This is a genomic window from Streptomyces sp. NPDC045967, assembly GCF_056430495.1.
Genome location: NZ_JBWKLE010000010.1, coordinates 177,327 through 199,254, shown reverse-complemented (window position 1 = coordinate 199,254; position 21,928 = coordinate 177,327). Strand labels below are relative to the sequence as shown.

Here is a 21,928-nt window from a genome sequence, read left to right as displayed (position 1 = left end):
CGTCCCCTTTCCGCCCCCGCCGTCCCATGGAGCGCGCAGCCGATGAACGACCCGTCCCACGCCCGGGCCCGGCGGCGCGACCGCCGCGTCTACCTGGGCAGCCACCCCGTGCTGTTCGGACTGCTCGCCGCGACCCGCGGACGGCCCGTCCGCCGGATCGGCGGCACCCTCCTGGTGCACGGGGCGGACGCCTACCGGCAGGCGCTGACCCGGCTGCCGTTGGACCGGACCGCCGAGGGCACCACGGGCGGCGCGGCGCGCTCCGCCCTGGCGGGCGACGGGGGTGTGCTCTTCGACCAGGAGGGCAGGGGGCACCGGTCGGACCGGCGGGACCTGGCCGGGCAGCTCTCGGCCGCCGGGGTGGCCCGGCTGCGGGCGGGGTGGCAGCCGCTGCTCGCCCGGCGTCTCGAACCCCTCGCGCACGGCGGGGCGGTGGACGTGGTCGGGCTCGCCCGGGAGCTGGCCGGCTCGGTGGTGTGCGCACTGCTGGACACCGGCGCCGATCCGCGGGCCGTGGCGGAGGCGGCCGCCGAGGCGGCGGCCGCCTCCGTACGCAGCCACCTGCCCGGGCCGCGCCGCCCGGGCGCCGGGGCCGCGGCCGCCCGCGCCGCCGCCCGGCTGCGCGAGCTGCTGACGCCGGCGCCGGGGCGGCCGGTGATCGACGGCACGACGGGCCCGCGACCGCCGATCGACGGCGCCTTGGCCGCGATGGTGGCCGTGGCCGCCGTGAACACCACGGTGGCGGCGCTGCCCCGGGCGGTGGCCTGGTGCGCCGACGCCGGCCTGTGGGACCAGGCCGCCGAGCAGTCCTCGCGCCCGGCGCTGGCGGCCGAGCTGCTGCGGGTCACCGCGGCCTCGCCGCTGCTGCCGCGGGTGGCCGCAGCGGACGGCGAGGTCGGCGGCTGCCCGGTGCGGGGCGGCGACCGGCTGCTGCTGGTCGCCCGGCACGCGGCCGGGGCGCACCGGCGGGACCCCGACGCCCGGTGCCCGGCCGGGCCGGAGACCGCCCGGCTGGTGTTCGGCTCCGGACCGCACGCCTGCCCGGGAGCGCGGCTCGCCGAGGCGCAGCTGGCCGATGTACTGGCGGCGCTGGCCCCCGCCCGGCCGGTGGTGACGCGGGCCCGGGTGGACCGGCGGGCGGCCCTGCCGGGCTGGCGGACGCTGCTGGTGGAGGCCCGCGCATGAGCGTGCGGATCGCGGTCACCGGGGCGAGCGGTTTCTGCGGCGGGCACGTGGCGCGGGCGGCCGCCGCGGGCGGGGCCGAGGTGGTGTGCGTGGGCCGCCGGCCCGGCCCGGTGGGCGAGCACCGTTTCTGGGACGCCGCCCGGGGTGGTCCCGACCTGACGGGGGTGGACCTGGTGGTGCACTGCGCGGCCGCCGTCGGCGACCCGGCGCCCGGCTCCCGGGCGGAGGCGCTGATGCACGCGGTCAACGTGGACGGTACGCGGCGGCTGCTGCGGGCGGCGGGCGGCCGGCCCGTGGTCTGGGTGAGCAGCGCCAGCGTCTACGACCCGCGCAGCGACCGGAGCCTGGTCACCGAGGACCACCCGCGCGCGGGCCAGCTGAACGCCTACGGCCGCACCAAGGCGGCGGGCGAGGCCCTCGCCCTGGCCGGGGGTGCGGTCGTCCTGCGCCCGCGGGCGGTGTACGGCCCGGGCGACACCCAGCTGCTGCCCCGGCTGCTCTCCCGGGTGCGGGCCGGCACCCTGCTGCTGCCGGGCCCGGACGTCCCGCTCAGTCTGACGGCGGTGGAGAACCTCGCCGACGCCTGTCTGGCCGCGGCCGGCTGGCCGGCGGGGGCCTACAACGTGGCCGACGCCCGTCCGTACGCCCGCGACCCGGCCGTGGCGGAGGTCCTGCGGGCCCACGGGGTGCGGGCCCGGATCCGCCACCTGCCGCTGCCGGTGGCGCGGGCGGCGGCCCGGTGCGCGGAAGCGCTGCCGACGGCCGAACCCGCGCTCAGCCGCTACGCGGTGGACCAGCTGGCCCACCCGGTGGTCCTGGACACGACCAGGGCGCGGTCCCTGGGCTGGACCGCGCAGCGGACCCTGACGGACTACCTGGCCTCGGTGCGCCGGGTACGGCCGCGGTGACGGCGCCCGTGCGGTCAGGCCGTCGCCGCGGCCGCCGCGTCCGCGATGAGCCGGTCGAGCAGCGCGAGCAGGCAGGCGCGCACGTCGGGGCGGGAGCGGGCGTCCAGCATGAGGACGGGGGTGCGGGGGTCACGCAGGTGCAGCGCCGCCGCGATCTCCTCGGCGGTGTAGAGCTGTTCGCCGTGGAAGCAGTTCGCGCCGACCACGAACGGCAGTCCCCGGCTCTCGAAGAAGTCGACCGCGGGGAAGCCGCGGTCCAGGCGCCGCGTGTCGACCAGGACGATCGCGCCGAGCGCTCCGTCGAGGAGGTCGTCCCACAGGAACCAGAAGCGCTCCTGGCCCGGCGTGCCGAACAGGTAGAGCACGACGCCGGCGTCGGTGAGGGTGAGGCGGCCGAAGTCCATCGCCACGGTGGTCGCCGACTTGGACTCGATGCCGTCGAGGTCGTCGACGCCGACACCGGCGGCCGTCAGCCGCTCCTCCGTCCGCAACGGCTCGATCTCGGAGACGGTCTCGACGAGTGTCGTCTTGCCGACCCCGAACCCCCCGGCGACGAGGATCTTGACGGGGGCCGCTTCCCGCGGGACGGGACTGTCATATCCGGGCAAGGTTGTCCCTGATTCTCATGAGCAGGTGGACGTCGGTGGTCCCGGCAGCGTCCAGGGGCGGCCGGTGGTGGATCAGCCCGCGGTCCGCGAGTTCGCCCAGGAGCAGCGTCGTCGGGGTCAGGCGCAGGTGCATCCGTGCCGCGACCTCGGCGACCGCCAGGCCGCCGGGTGGCGCGCAGAGGGCGAGGACTTCCCGCCACTCGGTGGGCAGGCCGCCCCGGGTCCGCGCGTCGGCCGCCGCCGTGACGGTGGTGTCCATGGTGAGGCCGGTGCGCGGCGCGGCCGTACGCCCGTCGGTCAGGGCGTACAGCCGCGTGCGGCGGCGGCGCGGCGCGGGCCCGGGCTCGTCCTGCGGCATTACGCGGTCGGCAGCTGGCCGCGCTCCGGGGTGCCCAGCCATTCGCCGAGCGCCTGGGCGGTCCGTACGGCCTCACCGCCCAGCTCGCCGAGGCGCGCCTTGCGGGAGGTGACCACGACGAGCGTGCTTCCCTCGCCGCATCCGACGATGCACAGGTACCGGTCGTCCATCTCGACCAGCTGGCGGATCACACGGCCGCCCCCGACCTCCCGGGACATCGCCTTCATCGTGGCGGCGATGCCGGAAGCGGCGGCCGCCATGCGCTCGGCCTGGGGCTCGTCCAGCAGGTAGGCGCTGCGCTTGATGCCGTCGTTGGACAGCAGCACCGCCCCCTGGATGCCGGCGATCCGGTTGAGGTTGTTGTCCAGGACTCCGTAGATGGCGGTGTCGGTCGCTGCGTTCGATGAGGTGGTCATGGCCGTTCCCGTCGGATCTCTTCTTCCACTGTCTGGGTCCCGCGTTCGTAGTCGGCCCAGGCGTCGGCCACTTCTTCGGGCGTCTGCGCGTCCGGCCTCGGGGGTGCCTCCGGGGCGCGGGGCGTCCGGAGCTGCTCGGCGATGTGGGTCTGCGGGACGCGCTCGGGGAGCGAGGGCCGCGCGGGTGCGGCCGGCAGGGCCGGCCGGACATCGGGGGCGGGGGCGGCCGCGGACACCGGCACGGGCGTCACGGGCGCGGGCTTCACCGGGCGGGTGGGCAGTCCGGCGGCCGTGTGCGCGACGGGTCCGGGCCGGCGTTCCATCGAGGGGCGCGGCGCCGGGAGGGCGGGCGGCTCCTGGACCGGCGGCGCGGACGGTTCGGGCGGCGCGGGCGCGGTCCCGGGCGCTTCCCCGTCGGCCGCGGCCACCAGGAGTCCCCCGGGCAGGACCACCACGGCGGAGGTCCCTCCGTACACCGAGCGGCGCAGGGTGACGGCCGCGCCGAGCTGGTCGGCGAGATGGCCCACCACGAAGAGCCCGAGCCGGTGCGCGTTCTCGGCCAGGACGGAGTACGGCGGCGCCTGGTGCAGGCGCGCGTTCATCTCCTCGTACCGCTCGGGGCTCACCCGCGGTCCGCGGTCTTCGATCTCCACCGACAGGCCGTCCGCGACCGTCTCCGCCCGGATGACCACCTTCGAGCGCGGCGGGGAGAACCGGGTGGCGTTGTCCAGCAGCTCGGCGAGCAGGTGGCTGATCTGGCTGATCGCGTGCGGCTCCACACTGATCTCGTCCAGGGCGTGGCGCTCGATGCGCCGGAAGTCCTCGACCTCCGCAGCCGCTTCGCGCAGCAGGTCGGCGATGCGCATGGGCTCGGTGTGCGGGTCGGGGACCTCGCCGCCCGCCAGGATGAGGAGGTTCTCGATCTGCCGCCGCATGCCGACCGTGAGCTGATCGGCGCGCATCAGCTGGGCGAGCAGGGCCTCGTCGTGGCCGAAGGTGTCCTGGAGGTCTTCGGTGAGGCTCAGCTGACGGCTGACCAGGTTGCCGGTGCGCGAGGCGATGCCCGTGGCGAACAGGCCGAACCCGTGGCGCTCGGCCGCGAGCTGCCGGTGCCCGTCGACCGACACGGCGACGGCCCGGGCGAAGGCGTCGCTGACCCGTCCGACCTCGTCCCCGTCCCCGCGCACCGCCGGCAGGAGCCGCTCGTCGACGGGCTGCCCGCGCCGGAGCCGGGCGACGACGTCGGGCAGGGTCTCCTCGGCGACGGCCACCGTGCGCTCGTGCAGGTCGTCCAGCCGGCGCAGCAGCGACCGGGTGGTGAACACGACGACGGCGAGGACGGCGAGCAGTCCGCCGCCGCTTCCCCCGACGAGCCAGGCCACCTCGGTGTCGAGCTCCGCGGCCCTGACCTCGCCGAGCGCGAGCACCGTGCGCGCCCGGTCGACGGTGAGGGTGGCCGTCTGCACCGAGAAGTTCGCGTGCGCGGACCGCCAGCCGCCGACCTCCGCGGGCAGCCTGACGCCGGATGCGACGTCCGTGTGCCCGGAGATGATCGCGCTCTCGATGCGGAGCTTGGTCTGCCAGTCCGGGGAGGCGACGATCCGCTCGTAGAACCGCCGGTCGCGCTCGGGCAGGTACGGCACGATCCACGTCTCGTACAGGTGCCGGTGGGCGCCCACCACACTGACGAACTGCTCGAAGTCGGCGGAGCTGAGCTGCCTGGACGGTCCGGCCAGGGACAGGATCGTGTCCTCGCGGGCCAGCATCTCGGTGGCGGCGAGCAGGGACACCACCGGTCGGTTCTCCTGGACGAGGGCGGCGTCGTCCGCGTGGTCGAACTCGTGCTGGTAGGCCCGGATGACCGCGTCGATCACCCCGGTGTAGTAGGCGAGGGTGCCGTCGGCGCCGCCGGTGCGGGCGTCCGCGCGCTGGCGGTACGCGGCCAAGCCCTCCAGCCGCCGGTTCACGTCGTCGAACGAGGCGTTGCCGGGGGCCGCCAGCCGGCGGAAGGCGCTCACGCCGTGGTCGGTGGCCTGGCGCCGGACCCGCAGCTCCTCCTCGGCCCCGGCGGTACCCGCCCACAGCCCGGCGGTCGTCGTCCGCTCGGCCTGCAGGTCGACCATGAGCGTGTAGAGGGGCACGCCGACCCGTTCGGCGGCCGCGACATCGGCCCGCAGGTGCGCGGACTGTGCCAGCAACCGCTGGGCCGTCACCACCACGTGGGTGCCCATCGCCGCGGTGGGGATCACCGCCAGCCAGACGAGCAGGGTGCGCAGCCGCACCCGGCGCCGGCGTCGTGCCGTCGGCCGCCCGGGGACGCCGGCGGGTTCTATCGGAGACATCGGACCTCGGGAACGGGGCGGCGGGGGCAGCCGGACAGCCGGACCTGCCACAACCGGGCCGACTGCGGCGGGATATGAGGATGCCGATCATAACCAGCCATCCCGGGGAAACAGATAGGTGTCTTCCGCGGCCGGAACGTGCTATCGGTGGCGCGCGCGGCGGGCGGCAGACCCCCTCGGGACCCGCCCGGAGCCCCCCGTACCTGAGCGGGCCCCCGGCCTGGTGCCGGGGGCCCGCTCCGGTGCCGCTGCGGGTCAGGTGCCGTCGGAGGCCGGGGTCAGGCGCAGCGAGATGGAATTGATGCAGTAGCGCTGGTCGGTGGGGGTCGGGTACCCCTCGCCCTCGAAGACGTGGCCCAGGTGGGAGCCGCACGTCGCGCAGCGGACCTCGGTGCGGACCATGCCGTGCGAGATGTCGGCTATCAGCTCGACCGCTTCGGTGTCCTTCGGGTCGTAGAAGGACGGCCATCCGCAGTGCGAATCGAACTTCTCCGTGGAGCGGAACAGCTCGGCGCCGCAGCCGCGGCAGGAGTAGACGCCTTCCGTCTTGGTGTCGGTGTACTCACCGCGGAAGGCCGGCTCGGTGCCCGCGAGGCGCAGCACCTGGTATTCGGACGGGGTCAGCTCCGCCTGCCACTGCTCGTCCGTCTTCTCGACCTCGTACGACATGACTCTTGCGCTCCCTCAGTTCGACAGGCGGGCGAGGATGGCCGGACCAAGGTCCGTGACGTCGCCCGCGCCCATCGTGAGAACGAGATCACCGGGCTTGGCCATTCCCGCGATGACGTCGGCGACGGCGCTCTTGTCGTGCTCGGCGGTGACGTCGGCGCCCGCGGCCCGGGCGGCGGTGATGATGATCTCGCTGGTGATGCCGGGCAGCGGGTCCTCGCGGGCCGGGTAGATGTCCAGGACCACGGAGGCGTCGGCCAGGGCCAGGGACCGGCCCATCTCCCGGCCGAGCTCCTGGGTGCGGGAGAACAGGTGCGGCTGGAACACGACGAGGATCCGGGAGTCCCCGGCGGCGCCGCGGATGGCCTCGAGGTCGGCGGTCATCTCCGTGGGGTGGTGCGCGTAGGAGTCGATGACCTGGACCCCGGCCGCCTCGCCCTTGAGCTGGAGGCGGCGGTTGACCCCGGTGTACTTGCCGAGGGCGGAGGCCAGGTTGTGCGCGGGGATGCCGAGGGCGACGCCGGCGGCGAGGGCCGCGACGGCGTTGTGCGCGTAGTGGCGGCCGGGGACGGAGACGGTGAAGGTGAGCATCCGCCCGCCGAGGACGACCGTGACCTCGCTGGTCAGCCCACGCGGGGTGATCTTGGTGATCCGGACGTCGGCGTCGGCCTCCTCGCCGTAGGTGACGACGTTCAGGCCCTCGCGTCCCGCGACCCGCCGGGCGATCTCGGCGGCGCCCTCCTGGCCGTGGGCGACGACCAGGGTGCCGCCGGGCACGATCTTGGAGACGAAGGTCTCGAAGGACTCGTAGATCTCCTCGATCGACGCGTAGTTCGCGTGGTGGTCGAGCTCCGCGTTGAGGATGATCGCGACCTGCGGGGTGTACTTGTGGAAGGTGCGGTCGCTCTCGTCCGCCTCGGCCACGAAGATGTCGCCCTCGCCGTGGTGCGCGTTGGAGCCGGGGGCGTCCAGGTCGCCGCCGATGGCGTAAGAGGGGTCCAGGCCCAGGGCCGACAGGGAGACCGCCAGCATCGAGGTGGTGGTGGTCTTGCCGTGGGTGCCGGCGACCGCGATCGGGCGCAGGCCGTCCATCAGGGCGGCGAGGGCGTCGGAGCGGTGCACGACGGGGATGCCCAGCTCCGCGGCGCGGGCCAGCTCGGGGTTGTCGGCGCGGATGGCGCTGGAGACGACCACGCAGGTGGAGTCGTCGGCGAGGTTGCCGGGGGCGTGGCCGCCGTGGACCGTGGCGCCGTGGGCGCGCAGGGCCTGGGCGGTCTCGGATTCCCCCCGGCTGTCGCTGCCGGCGACCCGCGCGCCGCGCTGGGCGAGGATCTTCGCGATGCCGGACATGCCGGCGCCGCCGATGCCGATGAAGTGGGGCCGTTCCATGGCGGTCGGCAGGCCGGGCTTCATTCAGTTCGCTCCAGGGTCGAGGGGGTGCGGAGGGCTCTGTCGGCCCCAGCCTATTCGTTGTGGGCGAAGAGCTTGAGCACCGGAACGCCGACCTTGTGACGGGCGCGCGAGGCCCAGTCCCGGTGGAAGAACTCCTCCACGAAGTGCGGGGCGGTCAGGACGATCACCTCGTCGGCGCCGGTCTCCTCGACGACGGCCTTCAGCTTGTCGAGCGGATGGTCCTCGATGATCTGCCCGATGACGTTGGCGCCCTTCGTGCGCAGGGCCGCCATCGAGTGCTCCAGGGCCAGCTCGGCGGGGCCGCGGGCGGCCTCTCCCTCGGGCAGGTCGCCCTCGCGGATGGCCTCGGGGAGCTCACCGAGCGCCACGTCGTCGATGGCGCGCAGCAGTCGGTCCTGGTCACCGCGGGGTTGCATCAGGACGACGAAGGAGACCGAGTCGTCTCCGTGCAGGGTGGTGACGAAGTCCACGTCCACCGTGGTCAGCGGCTGCTCGATCATCAATACGCTCGTGAACACGGACGCCCTCTCCTTCATGGGCCGGGGCCGGCTGGCCGGCCCCTGCGGAAACCATCCTGCCCCGCACTCGCGCAGGGCCTTGCGCAGGTATATGTGCCCAGGTTCGCGTCCGGCAGAAGCTAAGCGGAACGATTAGCTCCGCTCCCCTGGTCAGATCCGACGGTAGCTCGTGAAGAGGAAGCCGGCCTCTTCCAGCACGGAGGCCGGCGCGAGCCGGTGCGGAACCGTGACGCTGGGCCCTCCCGCGATCCGCTGGGCGTCCCCCGCCACGAGCATCGGAGAGACCGTCAGGCACAGCTCGTCGAGCGCGTCGGCGGCGACCAGCTGGCCCAGCAGCCGCGGCCCGCCTTCGGTCAGCTGACGGCGCAGCCCCCGCCCGGCGAGTTCCCGCAGGGCGCGGACCGGGTCCACGGCGGCCCCCTCGCCCGCCACCACGACCTCGGCGCCGGCCCGGACGGCCTCGGCGACCCGGTCGGCGGGCGCGGCGGCCCCGGTGACGACCAGGGTGGGCACCAGCGGGGAGGTGAACAGGGGCAGGCCGAAGTCCAGGTCGAGGCCGGCGGTGACCACCGCGATGGCGGGGGCCGGGCCCTGTCCGGCGGCAGCCCGGCGGGCGGCGAAGGCGTCGCGGGCGCGGGCCGGGCGGTAGCCCTCCTGGCGAACCGTTTCCGCTCCCACGACCACCACGTCGGCCAGCGCCCGCAGGGTGCCGAAGATCCGCATGTCGGTCTCGCCGGAGATCGGATGGGAGCGGCCCTCGTGCTGGGCGGCGCCGTCCAGGGTGGAGACCATGTTGGCCCGCAGCCAGTGGGCGCCGTCGTCCAGCCGGGGGTACGCGTACGCCTCCGCGAGATCGTCCAGGGACCACTCCCGGTCGGCCGTGGCCAGGGACGGAGCTGATGTCTGATCGGTCACAGGGAACAGGCGTCGCATCGGTGCAGTGTGCCACGGCCCGTAGAGTTGAGTGCTGTGTCGACATCACTCTCCCCCTCCAGTGCCACCTCCGGCCGGCCGCAGACAGGCGATGCGGGCCCCCAGGCCCTGTGCGCACGCGAGCCCCGGGTGCCCGCCGAACGGCTGGTGGCGGAGATGGTGCCGCCCCCGCGTTTCGACTCCGTGCGGTTCGACACCTACGACCCGGACCCCTCCCAGCCGAGCCAGGCGGAGGCGGTCACCGTCCTCAGCGGCTTCGCGGCCGGCCTGGGCGGGGCGCACGCGAGCGGAGCGGGCAAGCGGCGCTGGTTCAGCAAGAAGCCCGCGGCCGCGGCAGCCCCGCGCGGGGTCTACCTCGACGGCGGGTACGGCGTCGGCAAGACCCACCTGCTCGCCTCCCTGTGGCACGCCACCCCGGCCGATCCCGCGCTGAAGGCCTTCGGCACCTTCGTGGAGCTGACCAACCTGGTCGGCGCGCTCGGCTTCCAGCAGACCGTGCAGACCCTGGGCGGGCACCGCCTGCTGTGCATCGACGAATTCGAACTGGACGACCCGGGCGACACCGTCCTGGTCTCCTCCCTGCTCAGCCGGCTGGTCGAGCAGGGCGTGGCGCTGGCCGCGACCTCCAACACGCTGCCCGGCAAGCTCGGTGAGGGCCGCTTCGCCGCCGCGGACTTCCTGCGGGAGATCCAGGGGCTCTCGGCGCACTTCCGGCCGCTGCGGATCGACGGGCAGGACTACCGCCACCGCGGGCTGCCGGAGGCCCCGGCGCCGTTCTCCGACGAACAGGTCACCAAGGCCGCGTACGCGACCGACGGCGCCAGCCTGGACGACTTCCCCGGCCTGCTCGAGCACCTGGCCCGGGTGCACCCGAGCCGGTACGGCGCGCTGACGGACGGGATCACGGCGGTCTGCCTGACCGACGTCGGCCCGGTGCCGGACCAGTCGACCGCCCTGCGGCTGGTGGTGCTCGCCGACCGGCTGTACGACCGCGAGGTGCCGGTGCTGGCCTCCGGTGTGCCGTTCGACCGGCTGTTCAGTGAGGAGATGCTGGGCGGCGGCTACCGGAAGAAGTACTTCCGAGCCATATCGCGGCTCACCGCGCTCGCGCGCGACGCGAAGCCCCTGGTGTCGCAGTAGGTTTGGGGACGCCGGGCGCCCTGGCGGGTGTCCGGCCGTTTCCACTTCTGCGAAGGGATCACCATGGCCACCACGCGTCACGCGCACACCGTCTGGGAAGGCGACCTGCTGAAGGGCAAGGGCGTCGTCACCCTGGACTCCTCCGGCCTCGGCTCGTACGACGTCTCCTGGCCCGCGCGCACCGAGGCCGCGAACGGCAAGACCAGCCCCGAGGAGCTGATCGCCGCCGCCCACTCCAGCTGCTTCTCGATGGCGCTGTCCCACGCGCTCGCGGGCGCCGGCAACCCGCCCGCCCGCCTGGAGACCAAGGCCGACGTCACCTTCCAGCCGGGTGAGGGCATCACCGGCATCCACCTCACGGTGAGGGGCGATGTCCCGGGCATGGACGCACAGGCGTTCGCCTCCGCCGCCGAGGACGCGAAGAAGAACTGCCCCGTCAGCCAGGCACTGACCGGTACGACGATCACGCTGAGCGCCGAGCTCGCCTGATCACCCGCGGGACCCGGCGCGGCCGGGCGGGACGGAGCCGGCCCGCGCCGGCCCCCTCCCCGGCCCCCGGCACCGCCGGACGGCGCCCCGGGACCCGCACGGCGTCACGCACCCGGCCCCGCACGGCGTCACGCACCCGGCCCCGCCCGACGGCGCGCCCCGGCCCCGCCCGACGGCGCGCCCCGGGGCCGCACGGCGGCGCGCCCCGGGTCCGGGCAGCGTCGGGCACCCGGCCGCGCGGGCACCGGCCGGCGGCGGCGCGGCAGGGCGGTCGGCCCGGCGCGGCGGCCCGGCGCGGGCGGCGCCCCGTGGTACCAGTTGCCGATGTCCGTCACCCGACGCAGTCTGCTCGCCGCCGGCGGGATCGCCTTCAGCGGGGCGCTCGGCGCCCTGTTCACCAGCCGGGCCGCGGCCGTCCGGCCGACGCGCGGGTACGGGCCGCTCCTGCCCGACCCGCGCGGCCTGCTCGACCTGCCCGCCGGGTTCTCCTACCGGGTGCTCTCGCGCGCGGGCGGCGCGCTGCGCTCCGGCGAGGGCGCCGTCCCGGCCAACTGCGACGGCATGGCCGCCTTCGCCGCGGGCGGCGGCCGCGTACGGCTGGTCCGCAACCATGAGAACCGCGCGACGGCCGCCCTGCGCGTGCCCGCCGTCGCGGGGCTGACCTACGACCCCGGGGCCCTGGGCGGTTGTACGGCGCTGGAGCTCGGCCCGGACGGGCGGGTCACCGGCGAGCGGGTCGCCCTCGCCGGCACCGCCGTCAACTGCGCGGGCGGTCGGACCCCTTGGCACACCTGGCTGAGCTGCGAGGAGACCGAGGAGCGGGCGGGCTCCTCGGGTTACGCGCGGGACCACGGCTACGTCTTCGAGGTGGACCCCGCGGAGCCCCACCGCTCGGGAGCGGTCCCGCTGACCGCGATGGGCCGCTTCGCGCACGAGGCCGTCGCCGTGGACCCGTACCGCGGGGCGGTCTACGAGACCGAGGACGCCTTCGACCCGCCCTTCGGCCTGTTCTACCGCTTCCTGCCCGACCGGCCGCTGGGCGGCCCGCGGTCGCTGCGGGCAGGCGGCGTGCTGGAGGCGATGCGCGTGCCGGGCCTGGCGGACCTGGCCGTGGTGGACCGGCCCGGGGCGCAGTTCCCGGTGGAGTGGGTGCGCGTACCCGACCCCTCGGCGGCCGGGACCGGGATCCGCTTCCAGGACTTCGGGCCGGGCGGGGTCACCCACGCGCAGAAGCTGGAGGGCTGCTACTGGGGCGGGGACGGCGTCCACTTCGTCTCCAGCTACGCCCGCCGCCGCGAGGGCGCGGGCGCCGATCACCACGGGCAGGTCTGGTTCTACGACCCGGTCCGCGCCCGGCTCCGGCTGGACGTGCTGTTCGGCCCGGCCGCCGACGCCGCCCTCCTGCCCGGGGACTCACCCGACAACATCTGCCTGGCCCCGGACGGCGGGCTGATGGTGTGCGAGGACGGCGGCGGGGCGCAGTACGTGTTCGGCGTGACCGTCGGCGGCGAGGTGTACCCGGTGGCGCGCAACGCCGAGGACATCGGCCGGCCGGGCGCCCCGGAGTACGGGGAGTTCGCCGGGGTCACCTTCTCCCCCGACGGGCGGACCATGTACGTCAACGCCTACGCGCCGGGCACCACCTTCGCGGTGACGGGGCCGTGGCAGTGACCGGGCGGCCGCTGCGGGAGCTGCTGCGCGTGCCGCCCGGTGCGGTCGACCTCGCCCGCCACGACCCGGGCGGGCGCCCGGCGGGGCCCCCGGACAAGGCGGCCGGGCGTGCGGCCACCGCCGCGATGTCGCAGGCACTCGCCTCCCTCCAGGAGCGGCTCTACGCGGCGAGCACCGCGGGTGACCGGCGACGCCTGCTGCTCGTCCTCCAAGGCATGGACACCAGCGGCAAGGGCGGCACCGTCAAGCACGTGGCCGGTCATCTCAACCCGTCCGGCTGCCGGGTCAGGGCCTTCAAGGCGCCCACGGAAGAGGAACTGGCGCACCCCTTCCTGTGGCGGGTGCGCAAAGCGCTCCCGGAGCCGGGCGAGATCGGCATCTTCGACCGTTCGCACTACGAGGACGTGCTCATCGCCCGCGTGCGCGGACTGGTGCCGCGCGATGTGGTCGAGCGCCGCTACGCGGAGATCAACCGGTTCGAGGAGTCCCTCGCGGACGACGGCGTGACCGTGGTGAAGGTCTTCCTCCACATCGGTTACGAGGAGCAGCGCGAGCGGCTCCTGGCGCGGCTCGACGACCCGGACAAGCACTGGAAGTTCAGCCCCGACGACATCGACGCCCGCGCCCTGTGGCCCGCGTACCAGGAGGCGTACGAGCTGGCCCTGGAGCGCTGCTCGACCGGCGCCGCGCCCTGGTTCGTCGTTCCCGCGAACCGCAAGTGGTACCGCGACTGGGCGGTCAGCAGGCTGCTCCTCGAACACCTGGAGGACATCGGCCCGCGCTATCCCCCGGGTGACTTCGACGTAGGGGAGTGCCGCGCACGGCTCCTTGCCACATAGTCATATATTTTGCCCATGTGACCATTTCCGTGCGCAAAGCGGCGTCCGTAGCCGCACTCAGTGCCGCCCTCGGTGCCGCCCTCGCGGGATGCGGGGGCGGCGCCGGTCCGTCGGACACCGGCCGCGAGGCCCGGCTGGGAACTCCGGCCGCGTCCGCTTCCCCGTCCGCCTCCGCGTCCGGCGCGCCGCCGGCGGCCGGGGCCGCGCCGCGCGGCGGCGCCCCCGCCAAACCGCCTACCCTCGCGCCCGGGCCCGGCGGCCTGACCGCCGTCTTCGAGCGGGCGCGGCAGCACACCGACAAGACCGTGGCGCTCACCTTCGACGCCGACATGACCGCCGATCAGGGACCGCGCGCCGCCGGCGGCGAACGCTTCGACAACCCCGGGCTGATCACCACCCTGCGCACGCTCCGCGTACCGTCGACGATCTTCATGACGGGCCGCTGGGCCGAGGAGTACCCGGACCAGGCGAAGGTCATCGGCACCGACCCGAACTTCGAGGTCGCGAACCACTCGTACAGCCACCACGCCTTCACCTCCCCCTGCTACGGCCTGCCCGCGCTGGACGCCGCCGCCGCCCGCGCCGACGTGGACCGGGCCTTCGCCGCGTTCCGCACGGCCGGCGCGCTCAACACCGTTCCCTACTTCCGCTTCCCCGGTGGCTGCTACGACGACCGGGCGCTGCGGGCGCTGTCCACCGCCGGGGTCACGGCCGTCCAGTGGGACGTGGTCAGCGGGGACGCCTTCGCCACGGACCCGGACGCGGTGGCCGAGCAGGTGCTGGCGGGGGTCAAGCCCGGCTCGGTGGTGGTCATGCACTGCACGCGCAGCGCGGCGCCGGTCACCGAGGAGGCCGTCCGCAGGATCGTCCCGGAGCTGCGCAAGCGGGGCTTCCGGTTCGTGAAGGTCTCCGACCTGATCGGCACGTAGCGACGCCACGCATCCGGCGAAACGATTCGCCCGCGCGGAGCCTCAGCCCGAGCAGGCCGTGCGCTGCGCTTCCTGCCACTCGCACACCGGGCACAGCACCACGCCCGGGGTGGCGACCCCGTACTCGGTGGGCTTGCCGCACGCCAGGCAGTCCGCGTAGGGCGGTCCCTCCACCCGCCCGTCCGGGGCGGCGGGGGCGGGGGCGGGGCAGTACGACGGGTCCGGGTCCGGCTGGTCCATGCGAACGAGCCTACCCGGGAGTCTGGTAGGAAACTTTCCTTCCTGTTAGTCTCCCGGGCGGCGGCTTGGCGCGGTGCCCCGTCCCCGTGGGCATGACGCGCTCAGCGAGAGCTCTGACCCGGCCGCCGTGCACCGCCCCCTGCCCGCGCGCGGGTTGGGACGCGCTGCTCCGCGCCAGAGTCCAGCTCTCGCCGCCCCCAGGACAGGGAGTCCAGGTATGCACCTGAACACTTCCGCTCCATCCCCCTCGCCCTCCCCCTCGTTCCGCGGCCGGGTCCGCACCCTCCTCCTCACGGGCACCGCCGTGCTCGCCCTCGTCGGCGGGCTGCTCCTCGCCTGGCCCGAACGGGCCGGGGCCGCCGCCGACCCCGTCATATCGCGCGGGAAACCGGCCACCGCCTCCTCCGTGGAGACCTCCTCGCTCGGCGCGAAGAACGCCTTCGACGGCGACCCGGCGACCCGCTGGGCCAGCGCCGAGGGCAAGGACCCGCAGTGGATCCGGGTCGACCTCGGCGCCGCCGCCACCGTCTCGCGGGTGCGCCTGAGGTGGGAGGCGGCCTACGCGAGGGCCTACCGCGTCGAGGTGTCCGCCGACGGCGCCTCCTGGACCGCGCTCGCCACCGAGACCGCCGGCAACGGCGGTGTCGACGACTTCACCGGCCTGGCCGGCAAGGGCCGCCACCTGCGGATCCACGGCACCGCGCGCGGCACCGTCTACGGCTACTCGCTGTTCGAGGCGGAGGTGTACGGCACCCTCGACGGCGGCCCGCCGCCCGGCGGCGCCTTCACGGTCGTGGCGGCCGGTGACATCGCCGCGCAGTGCACGGCCTCCGACAGCGGCTGCGCGCACCCGAAGACCGCCGCGCTCGCCCAGCGGATCGACCCGAGGTTCTACCTCACGATGGGCGACAACCAGTACGACGACGCCCGGCTCTCGGACTACCGCAACCACTACGACAAGAGCTGGGGCGCCTTCAAGGCCAAGACCCGCCCCGTACCGGGCAACCACGAGACCTACGACCCGGCCGGCTCCCTCGCCGGCTACCGGTCCTACTTCGGGAGCATCGCCTTCCCGCAGGGCAAGAGCTGGTACAGCTACGACGAGGGCAACTGGCACTTCATCGCCCTCGACTCCAACTCCTTCGACGAGTCCGCCCAGATCGACTGGCTCAAGGCCGATCTCGCCGCCAACTCCAAGCGGTGCGTCGCCGCCTACTGGCACCACCCGCTGTTCTCCTCCGGCGGGCACGGCAACGACCCGGTCTCCAAGCCGGTCTGGAAGCTCCTGTACGCCGCGAAGGCGGACCTCGTCCTCGGCGGCCACGACCACCACTACGAGCGGTTCGCCCCGCAGGACCCCGACGGCAGGGCCACCGCCGACGGGATCGTGCAGATCGTCGGCGGGATGGGCGGCGCCGAGCCCTACCCGATCGAAGAGGTCCAGCCCAACAGCCAGAAGCGGGTGAGCGGCCCGTACGGCGTGGTGAAGCTGGACTTCACCGACTCCGGCTTCGGTTGGACGTACGTCGCCACCGACGGCCAGGTCAAGGACACGAGCCCCACCTACAGCTGCCACTGATGTACCTGGCCGCCAACGGCCGCCCGGACGCGCCGCCCCGCACCCCCGGGGCCCGGCGGCGCGTCCCCGCCGCCGTCCTCGTGCTCGGCGCGGTCAGCCTGGTCACCGACGTCTCCTCGGAGATGGTCACGGCCGTCCTGCCGCTCTACCTCGTCCTCGGACTCGGTCTCACCCCCCTCCAGTTCGGCTTCCTCGACGGCATGTTCAACGGGGCGACCGCGCTCGTACGGCTGCTCGGCGGACGGCTCGCCGACCGCGGCGGCCACCACAAGCGCGTCGCGGGGAGCGGCTACCTGCTCTCCGCGCTGTCCCGGCTCGGGCTGCTCCTCGCCGGCGGCGCCACCGCCGGGATCGCCGCGGCGCTCGCCGCCGACCGGCTCGGCAAGGGCATCCGCACCGCGCCGCGCGACGCGCTGATCTCGCTCAGCGGGCCGCCGGAGTCACTCGGCCGGTCCTTCGGCGTGCACCGCGCCATGGACACCACGGGCGCCCTGCTGGGACCGCTCGCCGCGTTCGCCGTGCTGTGGGCCACCGCCGACGCCTACGACGCGGTCTTCGCCGTCAGCTTCTGCGCGGGCCTGCTCGGCGTGCTCCTGCTCGCCCTGTACGTCCCGGCCGCCCCCACGTACGCGGGCGCCCCCGCGCACGCGCCCGCCCCCGCACGCGCGCCGACCTCCCCGCCGCCGCGGGGGACCGGCGCGCTGCGCGACCCCGCGTTCCGCCACGTCCTGTACGCCACCGCCCTGCTCGGCGGCACCACCATCGGCGACGCCTTCCTCTACCTGCTGCTCCTGCGCGGTCTCGACCTGCCGCCCGCCCTGTTCACGCTGCTGCCGCTCGGCGCCGCCGCGGTCTACCTCCTGCTCGCCCTCCCGGCGGGCAAGGCCGCCGACCGCTACGGGCGCCGGCCGGCCTTCCTGCTCGGGCACGGTGCCCTGCTTGGCGCGTACGCCGTGTTGCTGGCGCCCGTCTCCTGGCCGTCCGTCGTCGCCGTACTGGTCCTGCTCGGGGTCTTCTACGCCGGCACGGACGGGGTCCTGATGGCACTCGGCGCGCCGCTGCTCCCGGCAGCCCGCCGGGCGGGTGGAATCGCGCTGCTGCAGACCGGCCAGGCGCTGGCCCGGCTGGTCGGCGCCGCCGGGTTCGGCGCGGCCTGGACCCTGTGGGGGCAACGCCCCGCCCTGTGGGCCGCCGCCCTCGCGCTGGCCGCGGCGCTCGCGGTCGCCCGGCGCGTCCTGCCCTCCCCGGGAGCCTCCCCCTCCCCCGCCGGCACCTCCACCCCGGAGCCCTCATGAACCTCCGCCACGGGCGGCTGCGCCTCGCCTTCGTCGTCACGGCCGTCCTCCTCCTCGCGGGCGGCTCCCTCGGTTACGTCCTGCACGCGCGGCAGCGCGAACGGCCGGCTCGGCCGGCCGGGGCCGCCGCCTCGTTCGGCCTCGCCGAGCCCGGCCTCTACCACCTGGACGCGGCCACCGGACGGGTCGCCCGCCGGTCCGCGCCCGAGGGCCCCGGCGTGGCCGAGGGCCCCTCCTGCGACCGCTTCCACGCCGCGGGCGGACACGCCCTGTGCCTGCGCAGGCTGCCCGGCGTCCCGGCCCGCGCCGAAGCACTCGTCCTCGACGGGCGGTTGCGCGAGATGCGCCGGGTGATCGTGCCCGGCATCCCCAACCGGGCCCGCGTCTCCGCCTCGGGGCAGGTCCTCGCCTGGACCACCTTCACGACCGGGGACTCCTACAACACCTCCGCCTTCTCCACCCGGACCGCGATCCTGGACCTGCGCACCGGCTACCTGGTCAAGTCCATGGAGCAGATCCCGCTGACCCTGGACGGCACGCGGCACCACGACTCCGACGTCAACTACTGGGGCGTCAGCTTCGCGGCGGACGACAACCGCTTCTACGCCACCGTCTCCACCCGGGGCCGCACCCACCTCGTCGAGGGCGACCTGCGCGACTGGTCCGCGAAGGCGCTGCGCGAGAACGCCGAGTGCCCCTCGCTGTCACCGGACGGCACCCGCCTCGCCTTCAAGAAGAAGGTCTCCGACGACACCCGGGCACCCTGGCGGCTGTACGTCCTGGACCTGGCGACGATGCGGGAGCGGCCGCTGGCCGAGCCGCGCAGCGTCGACGACCAGGCCGCCTGGCTGGACGGGGCGAACGTCGGCTACGGCCTCGACGGCGACGTCCGGTCCGTCCCCGCGGACGGGAGCGGCGCGCCCCGCCTCCTGGTGCGGGGCGGCTCGTCACCCGCGTACGTCGGCGGGCCGCCTCCCCGGTGACGCCGCCCGCCCGGGCACCCGGCCCCCCGCGGGGCCGCCCGGGAGGGGGAGGCTGGCATCCTTGGCGGGATGAGCAGCCAGCACACGAACGACACCCCGCACGCGCCCGCGGTCGGCGCGGACAGCCCCTTCCGCCAGGAGCACGCGCCGCGCGACGAGGCCCCGCAGTTCGTCCTGCCGCTGGTCGTGCGGATCGAGAAGACCGAGCCCCCGGCCCGGACGGACGCGCTGGAGACGGCGGCCCGCGCGGTGCTGGTCCTGCTGACCGACGAGCGGTCGCGGGGCGAGGGCGAGTGGGCCGCGGCGGTGCGGGACTGGCAGGACGCTCGGATCCGCAAGGTGGTCCGGCGGGCACGGGGTGCGGAGTGGCGCAAGGCCGGCGCCCTGCCGGGCGTCACGGTGCACGGCGGCACCTCGGAAGTCCGGGTCTTCCCGCCGGTGCCCCTGGACGGCTGGCCCAAGGAACTGGCCAAGCTCCAGGTGTCCGGCACCGACCTCGACGACCCGCGGCCCGCCGACGCGGTCAACGATCCGGAGCTGCCCGTCCTGTGGCTCAACCCCGGTCTCGCCATGTCCGCCGGGAAGGCCATGGCCCAGGCCGGGCACGCGGCCCAGCTCGCGTGGTGGGAGCTGGCGGACGCGGAGCGGGCCGCCTGGCAGGCGGCCGGATTCCGGCTGGCCGTACGGACGGCGCCGCGCGAACGGTGGGAGGAGCTGAGCGGCAGCGGGCTGCCGGTGGTCCGCGACGCCGGTTTCACGGAGATCGCACCGGGCAGCGCGACGGTGGTCGCCGACCACCCGGCGCTGCGGGCCCGGCGGTGAGGGCGGCCGTGCGGGGCGGTGGGGGCGGCCGCGCGCAGACGGTGAGGACGGCCGCGCGGGCGCAACCTCAAATGTTGCTCTGAAAGTCCCCCTTCTGGGTTGGCCGGACTCCGCCGGGGCCATCATCGGCACACGGCGCGCGAACCGCGTGCCCAAGGGGGGTGGGGAACATGAAGCCCATGGCACACCTGGGGGTGGGCATCGGCTGGCGGCCGGAGATCGCGGACGCGGTCTCGCGGCTGCCGGGCCTGGACTGGGCCGAGGTGGTGGCCGAGAACATCTGCCCGGGCCACCTGCCGGAGGCGCTGCTGCGCCTGCGCGAGCGCGGCGTCCGCCTCGTCCCGCACGGGGTCTCGCTGGGCCTCGGCGGCGCCGACCGCCCCGACCCGGCGAAGCTGGCGGCCCTCGGTGAGCGGGCCGTGGCGCTGGGGGCGCCGCTGGTCACTGAGCACATCGCCTTCGTCCGCAGCTCCTCGCCCGCGCTCGAGGCCGGGCACCTGCTGCCGGTGCCGCGCACCCGCGACGCGCTCGACGTGCTGTGCGCGAACGTGCGCATCGCGCAGGACGCGCTGCCCGTGCCGCTGGCGCTGGAGAACATCGCCGCGCTGTTCTCGTGGCCGGAGGAGGAGCTGACCGAGGGGCAGTTCCTGACGGAGCTGGTCGAGCGGACGGGCGTACGGCTGCTGGTCGACGTGGCCAACCTGCACACGAACCGGGTCAACCGCGGCGAGGACCCGCTCGCCGTGCTGGACGCCATCCCCCTGGAGGCGCTGGCGTACGTGCACGTGGCGGGCGGCGTCGAACGGGACGGCGTCTGGCACGACACCCACGCGCACCCGGTGCCGCCGGCGGTGCTGGAGCTGCTGACCGCCCTGCGCTCCCGGGTGGATCCGCCGGGCGTCCTGCTGGAGCGGGACGCCGACTTCCCGCCGGAGCCGGAGCTGGCGGCCGAGCTGGAGACGATCCGCGCGGCGGTGGCCGCCGGGCCGGCCGTGGCGGCGGCCGCGCGGCCCGCGGCCCGGGAGGACCGGCACGAGCCGCAGGCCGGCGAGGACGTCCGGACGCGGGTGGGACTGGGGCAGGCCGCCCTGCTGTCGGCGCTGGTGGCCGGGACGCCGGTTCCCGAGGGTTTCGACCGGCAGCGGATCCGGGTGCAGTCCCGGGCCCTGGCCGCCAAGCGGGCGGACGTGGTGGCCCGGCTGGCTCCCGAGCTGCCCGGCATCCTCGGGGGCCGCGGGGCGTACCGCACGGCGTTCCTCGGCTATGCCAAGGGCCGCCCGATGACGGCCGGCTACCGCCGGGACGCGCTGGACTTCGCCGAGCACCTGCTGATCCAGGACCTGCCGGCCGACCCCGCCGCCCGGCGCCGGCTCACCGCGTGGTGGCGGGAGCGGGCCGGAGCCCGGCCGCCCCGCCGGGTCGTGCGCTGGGCCCGGGCCCTGGTGGGGAGGGCGGCGTGAACCTGCTCGCCCTCGCGGTCTGGCTCGCCGTCGCCGCCTCCAGCGGCCTGCTCGTCCTCGGCCTGTACCGGGCCCGGCCCCGGTCGGCCGGTCCGGCCCCCCTCCTCCACGACCTGTCCGAGGCCGCTTTCATCGCGGGCGGACCCGGCGCCGTCGTGGACACCGCCCTGGTGTCGATGCTGGGGGACGGCCGGCTGATGGCCGGGGGCCCGGGCATCGTCCACGTGCGGCCCGGGGCGCGGGCGCTCGACCCGGCCGAGCGCGCCGTGCTCCAGGCCCACGCCGGGGCTCCCTCGGGCTGGTTGTACCAGGTGCGGTACGCGGCCATGACCGACCCGGCCGTCCAGGAGACCGGGGACGGGCTGGCGGCCCGCGGGCTGCTCGCGCCGCCCGGCTGGGGGCGGGTCTGGCGACGCTGGGGCCTGGTCCAGGCCACGGTGTGCGGACTGCTGGTGCCGCTCTCGCTGCCGCTGACCTTCGTCGCGTTCGTGGTGGACCCCGACGGGCAGGTGCCGTTCATCGTCAAGGTGCTTCCGGTGCTGCTCGGCGGGGTCCTGGTCGGGGCGCTGTGCGCCGCGGCGGCCAACCGGCGGATCACCCCGGCGGGACGGCGGGCGCTGCGCGGGATCCGCGCCCACTACGCGAACGACCGGACCCCGCACGTGCAGACCGCGCTGTTCGGGCTGCGCGGCCTGCGGGACCCTTTCCTGCGCGGGCAGTTGGTGCCCGCCGCACGCGGCACCCGGCTGGCCGCTGCGCAGTCGCGGTCCCGTCCGGTGCGCCACTCCGGCTCCTCGTCGCCGTCCGACGCCGCGTTCGTGCCGGTGGTGTGGTGCGCCGGGAGCGACGGTGGCGGGGCGGGATCCGGTTGCGGTTCCGGCTCCTCCTGCGCCGGGCCCGGCGGCGGCTGCGGAAGCGGCGGCTCGAGCTGCTCCGGCGGCGGTTCCGGCGGGTCCGGCTGCGGCAGCTCGTCCGGGTCCAGCTGCAGCAGTTCCTCCGGGTCGAGCTGCAGCAGCTCGTCCGGGTCGAGCTGCTCCAGCAGCAGCTGCTGACGCTTCGCCATCGGCGTCACGGCGGTTTCTGCGGCGACGGCACCCTCGACCGGGCCTATCAACAGACTATAGAACTCAC

22 protein-coding genes are annotated in these 21,928 nt (G+C 75.3%); 13 read left to right on the top strand and 9 right to left on the bottom strand.

The window, feature by feature from the left end; translation table 11 throughout:
• Window positions 1-42 precede the first annotated feature (42 nt).
• Complete coding sequence (locus AC07FY_RS20975) at window positions 43-1,185, top strand: cytochrome P450 family protein (protein WP_479008294.1); 1,143 nt, start codon at window positions 43-45, stop codon at window positions 1,183-1,185.
• Complete coding sequence (locus AC07FY_RS20970) at window positions 1,182-2,093, top strand: NAD-dependent epimerase/dehydratase family protein (RefSeq protein WP_479008292.1); 912 nt, start codon at window positions 1,182-1,184, stop codon at window positions 2,091-2,093. Before AC07FY_RS20975 ends, AC07FY_RS20970 begins: the two co-directional genes overlap by 4 nt.
• Before the next feature lie 14 nt (window positions 2,094-2,107).
• Here the strand turns inward: AC07FY_RS20970 and AC07FY_RS20965 are convergent, their stop codons facing one another.
• The 8 genes from AC07FY_RS20965 to AC07FY_RS20930 all read right to left on the bottom strand — a co-directional run bounded on the left by AC07FY_RS20965 (window position 2,108) and on the right by AC07FY_RS20930 (window position 9,350).
• Window positions 2,108-2,701: a GTP-binding protein gene (locus AC07FY_RS20965; RefSeq protein WP_479008290.1), complete on the bottom strand. Its 594-nt coding sequence runs from the start codon at window positions 2,699-2,701 to the stop codon at window positions 2,108-2,110.
• Window positions 2,688-3,059 carry a DUF742 domain-containing protein gene (locus AC07FY_RS20960; RefSeq protein ID WP_479008288.1) on the bottom strand — a complete coding sequence of 124 codons (372 nt, stop codon included), beginning with the start codon at window positions 3,057-3,059 and terminating at the stop codon, window positions 2,688-2,690. The genes AC07FY_RS20965 and AC07FY_RS20960 overlap by 14 nt, the downstream gene beginning before the upstream one ends.
• Window positions 3,059-3,475: a roadblock/LC7 domain-containing protein gene (locus AC07FY_RS20955; RefSeq protein WP_479008286.1), complete on the bottom strand. Its 417-nt coding sequence runs from the start codon at window positions 3,473-3,475 to the stop codon at window positions 3,059-3,061. The genes AC07FY_RS20960 and AC07FY_RS20955 overlap by 1 nt, the downstream gene beginning before the upstream one ends.
• The gene (locus AC07FY_RS20950; RefSeq protein WP_479008284.1) at window positions 3,472-5,817 is read right to left on the bottom strand and encodes a sensor histidine kinase; all 2,346 of its coding nucleotides are present in this window, start codon (window positions 5,815-5,817) and stop codon (window positions 3,472-3,474) included. The genes AC07FY_RS20955 and AC07FY_RS20950 overlap by 4 nt, the downstream gene beginning before the upstream one ends.
• Window positions 5,818-6,072: 255 nt before the next feature.
• Window positions 6,073-6,486, bottom strand: coding sequence for a peptide-methionine (R)-S-oxide reductase MsrB (gene msrB / locus AC07FY_RS20945; RefSeq protein ID WP_479008282.1), 414 nt, complete (start codon window positions 6,484-6,486; stop codon window positions 6,073-6,075).
• 15 nt (window positions 6,487-6,501) lie between these two features.
• On the bottom strand, window positions 6,502-7,899 hold the full coding sequence (gene murC, locus AC07FY_RS20940; RefSeq protein WP_479008280.1) for a UDP-N-acetylmuramate--L-alanine ligase: 1,398 nt from the start codon (window positions 7,897-7,899) through the stop codon (window positions 6,502-6,504).
• Between the two features lie 50 nt (window positions 7,900-7,949).
• The gene (locus tag AC07FY_RS20935; protein WP_479008278.1) at window positions 7,950-8,417 is read right to left on the bottom strand and encodes an indole-3-glycerol phosphate synthase; all 468 of its coding nucleotides are present in this window, start codon (window positions 8,415-8,417) and stop codon (window positions 7,950-7,952) included.
• 150 nt (window positions 8,418-8,567) lie between these two features.
• Window positions 8,568-9,350, bottom strand: coding sequence for a pyrimidine reductase family protein (locus tag AC07FY_RS20930; protein ID WP_479008276.1), 783 nt, complete (start codon window positions 9,348-9,350; stop codon window positions 8,568-8,570).
• A 36-nt stretch (window positions 9,351-9,386) separates the two neighbouring features.
• Between AC07FY_RS20930 and zapE the strand changes: the two genes are divergently transcribed.
• The 5 genes from zapE (at window position 9,387) to AC07FY_RS20905 (ending at window position 14,418) form a co-directional block, all read left to right on the top strand.
• Entirely contained in the window at window positions 9,387-10,490 is a 1,104-nt protein-coding gene (gene zapE, locus AC07FY_RS20925) for a cell division protein ZapE (RefSeq protein ID WP_479008274.1), read from the top strand.
• A 63-nt stretch (window positions 10,491-10,553) separates the two neighbouring features.
• Window positions 10,554-10,979 (top strand): OsmC family protein, encoded by a 426-nt coding sequence (locus AC07FY_RS20920; protein ID WP_479008272.1) that lies wholly within the window; start codon window positions 10,554-10,556, stop codon window positions 10,977-10,979.
• A 324-nt stretch (window positions 10,980-11,303) separates the two neighbouring features.
• On the top strand, window positions 11,304-12,650 hold the full coding sequence (locus AC07FY_RS20915) for an alkaline phosphatase PhoX (protein WP_479008270.1): 1,347 nt from the start codon (window positions 11,304-11,306) through the stop codon (window positions 12,648-12,650).
• Entirely contained in the window at window positions 12,641-13,489 is an 849-nt protein-coding gene (locus tag AC07FY_RS20910) for a PPK2 family polyphosphate kinase (protein WP_479008268.1), read from the top strand. The genes AC07FY_RS20915 and AC07FY_RS20910 overlap by 10 nt, the downstream gene beginning before the upstream one ends.
• Window positions 13,490-13,506: 17 nt before the next feature.
• A complete protein-coding gene (locus AC07FY_RS20905; RefSeq protein WP_479008266.1) occupies window positions 13,507-14,418 on the top strand; it encodes a polysaccharide deacetylase family protein in 912 nt (303 codons plus the stop codon).
• Window positions 14,419-14,460: 42 nt separating this feature from the next.
• On the opposite strand, the gene AC07FY_RS20900 is transcribed toward AC07FY_RS20905, so the two are convergent.
• Complete coding sequence (locus tag AC07FY_RS20900) at window positions 14,461-14,658, bottom strand: hypothetical protein (RefSeq protein WP_479008264.1); 198 nt, start codon at window positions 14,656-14,658, stop codon at window positions 14,461-14,463.
• Window positions 14,659-14,875: 217 nt separating this feature from the next.
• Here AC07FY_RS20900 and AC07FY_RS20895 point away from each other — a divergent pair, with 217 nt between their 5' ends.
• The 6 genes from AC07FY_RS20895 to AC07FY_RS20870 all read left to right on the top strand — a co-directional run bounded on the left by AC07FY_RS20895 (window position 14,876) and on the right by AC07FY_RS20870 (window position 21,849).
• A complete protein-coding gene (locus AC07FY_RS20895; RefSeq protein ID WP_479008262.1) occupies window positions 14,876-16,237 on the top strand; it encodes a discoidin domain-containing protein in 1,362 nt (453 codons plus the stop codon).
• Window positions 16,237-17,532, top strand: coding sequence for an MFS transporter (locus AC07FY_RS20890; protein ID WP_479008260.1), 1,296 nt, complete (start codon window positions 16,237-16,239; stop codon window positions 17,530-17,532). Before AC07FY_RS20895 ends, AC07FY_RS20890 begins: the two co-directional genes overlap by 1 nt.
• Window positions 17,529-18,515 (top strand): hypothetical protein, encoded by a 987-nt coding sequence (locus AC07FY_RS20885; RefSeq protein ID WP_479008258.1) that lies wholly within the window; start codon window positions 17,529-17,531, stop codon window positions 18,513-18,515. Before AC07FY_RS20890 ends, AC07FY_RS20885 begins: the two co-directional genes overlap by 4 nt.
• Before the next feature lie 69 nt (window positions 18,516-18,584).
• Window positions 18,585-19,337: an aminoacyl-tRNA hydrolase gene (locus tag AC07FY_RS20880; RefSeq protein ID WP_479008256.1), complete on the top strand. Its 753-nt coding sequence runs from the start codon at window positions 18,585-18,587 to the stop codon at window positions 19,335-19,337.
• Between the two features lie 179 nt (window positions 19,338-19,516).
• The gene (locus AC07FY_RS20875; RefSeq protein ID WP_479008364.1) at window positions 19,517-20,797 is read left to right on the top strand and encodes an MbnB/TglH/ChrH family RiPP precursor modification enzyme; all 1,281 of its coding nucleotides are present in this window, start codon (window positions 19,517-19,519) and stop codon (window positions 20,795-20,797) included.
• On the top strand, window positions 20,794-21,849 hold the full coding sequence (locus AC07FY_RS20870) for a TIGR04222 domain-containing membrane protein (protein ID WP_479008254.1): 1,056 nt from the start codon (window positions 20,794-20,796) through the stop codon (window positions 21,847-21,849). The genes AC07FY_RS20875 and AC07FY_RS20870 overlap by 4 nt, the downstream gene beginning before the upstream one ends.
• Window positions 21,850-21,928 lie beyond the last annotated feature (79 nt).

Bases quoted from the DNA above. Each gene is read 5' to 3' on its own strand.
- AC07FY_RS20975 (WP_479008294.1), top strand. From the start codon at position 43: ATGAACGACCCGTCCCACGCCCGGGCCCGGCGGCGCGACCGCCGCGTC.
- AC07FY_RS20970 (WP_479008292.1), top strand. From the start codon at position 1,182: ATGAGCGTGCGGATCGCGGTCACCGGGGCGAGCGGTTTCTGCGGCGGG.
- AC07FY_RS20960 (WP_479008288.1), bottom strand. From the start codon at position 3,059: ATGCCGCAGGACGAGCCCGGGCCCGCGCCGCGCCGCCGCCGCACGCGG.
- AC07FY_RS20955 (WP_479008286.1), bottom strand. From the start codon at position 3,475: ATGACCACCTCATCGAACGCAGCGACCGACACCGCCATCTACGGAGTC.
- AC07FY_RS20950 (WP_479008284.1), bottom strand. From the start codon at position 5,817: ATGTCTCCGATAGAACCCGCCGGCGTCCCCGGGCGGCCGACGGCACGA.
- msrB (WP_479008282.1), bottom strand. From the start codon at position 6,486: ATGTCGTACGAGGTCGAGAAGACGGACGAGCAGTGGCAGGCGGAGCTG.
- murC (WP_479008280.1), bottom strand. From the start codon at position 7,899: ATGAAGCCCGGCCTGCCGACCGCCATGGAACGGCCCCACTTCATCGGC.
- AC07FY_RS20930 (WP_479008276.1), bottom strand. From the start codon at position 9,350: ATGCGACGCCTGTTCCCTGTGACCGATCAGACATCAGCTCCGTCCCTG.
- AC07FY_RS20920 (WP_479008272.1), top strand. From the start codon at position 10,554: ATGGCCACCACGCGTCACGCGCACACCGTCTGGGAAGGCGACCTGCTG.
- AC07FY_RS20915 (WP_479008270.1), top strand. From the start codon at position 11,304: ATGTCCGTCACCCGACGCAGTCTGCTCGCCGCCGGCGGGATCGCCTTC.
- AC07FY_RS20900 (WP_479008264.1), bottom strand. From the start codon at position 14,658: ATGGACCAGCCGGACCCGGACCCGTCGTACTGCCCCGCCCCCGCCCCC.
- AC07FY_RS20895 (WP_479008262.1), top strand. From the start codon at position 14,876: ATGCACCTGAACACTTCCGCTCCATCCCCCTCGCCCTCCCCCTCGTTC.
- AC07FY_RS20890 (WP_479008260.1), top strand. From the start codon at position 16,237: ATGTACCTGGCCGCCAACGGCCGCCCGGACGCGCCGCCCCGCACCCCC.
- AC07FY_RS20885 (WP_479008258.1), top strand. From the start codon at position 17,529: ATGAACCTCCGCCACGGGCGGCTGCGCCTCGCCTTCGTCGTCACGGCC.
- AC07FY_RS20880 (WP_479008256.1), top strand. From the start codon at position 18,585: ATGAGCAGCCAGCACACGAACGACACCCCGCACGCGCCCGCGGTCGGC.
- AC07FY_RS20875 (WP_479008364.1), top strand. From the start codon at position 19,517: ATGGCACACCTGGGGGTGGGCATCGGCTGGCGGCCGGAGATCGCGGAC.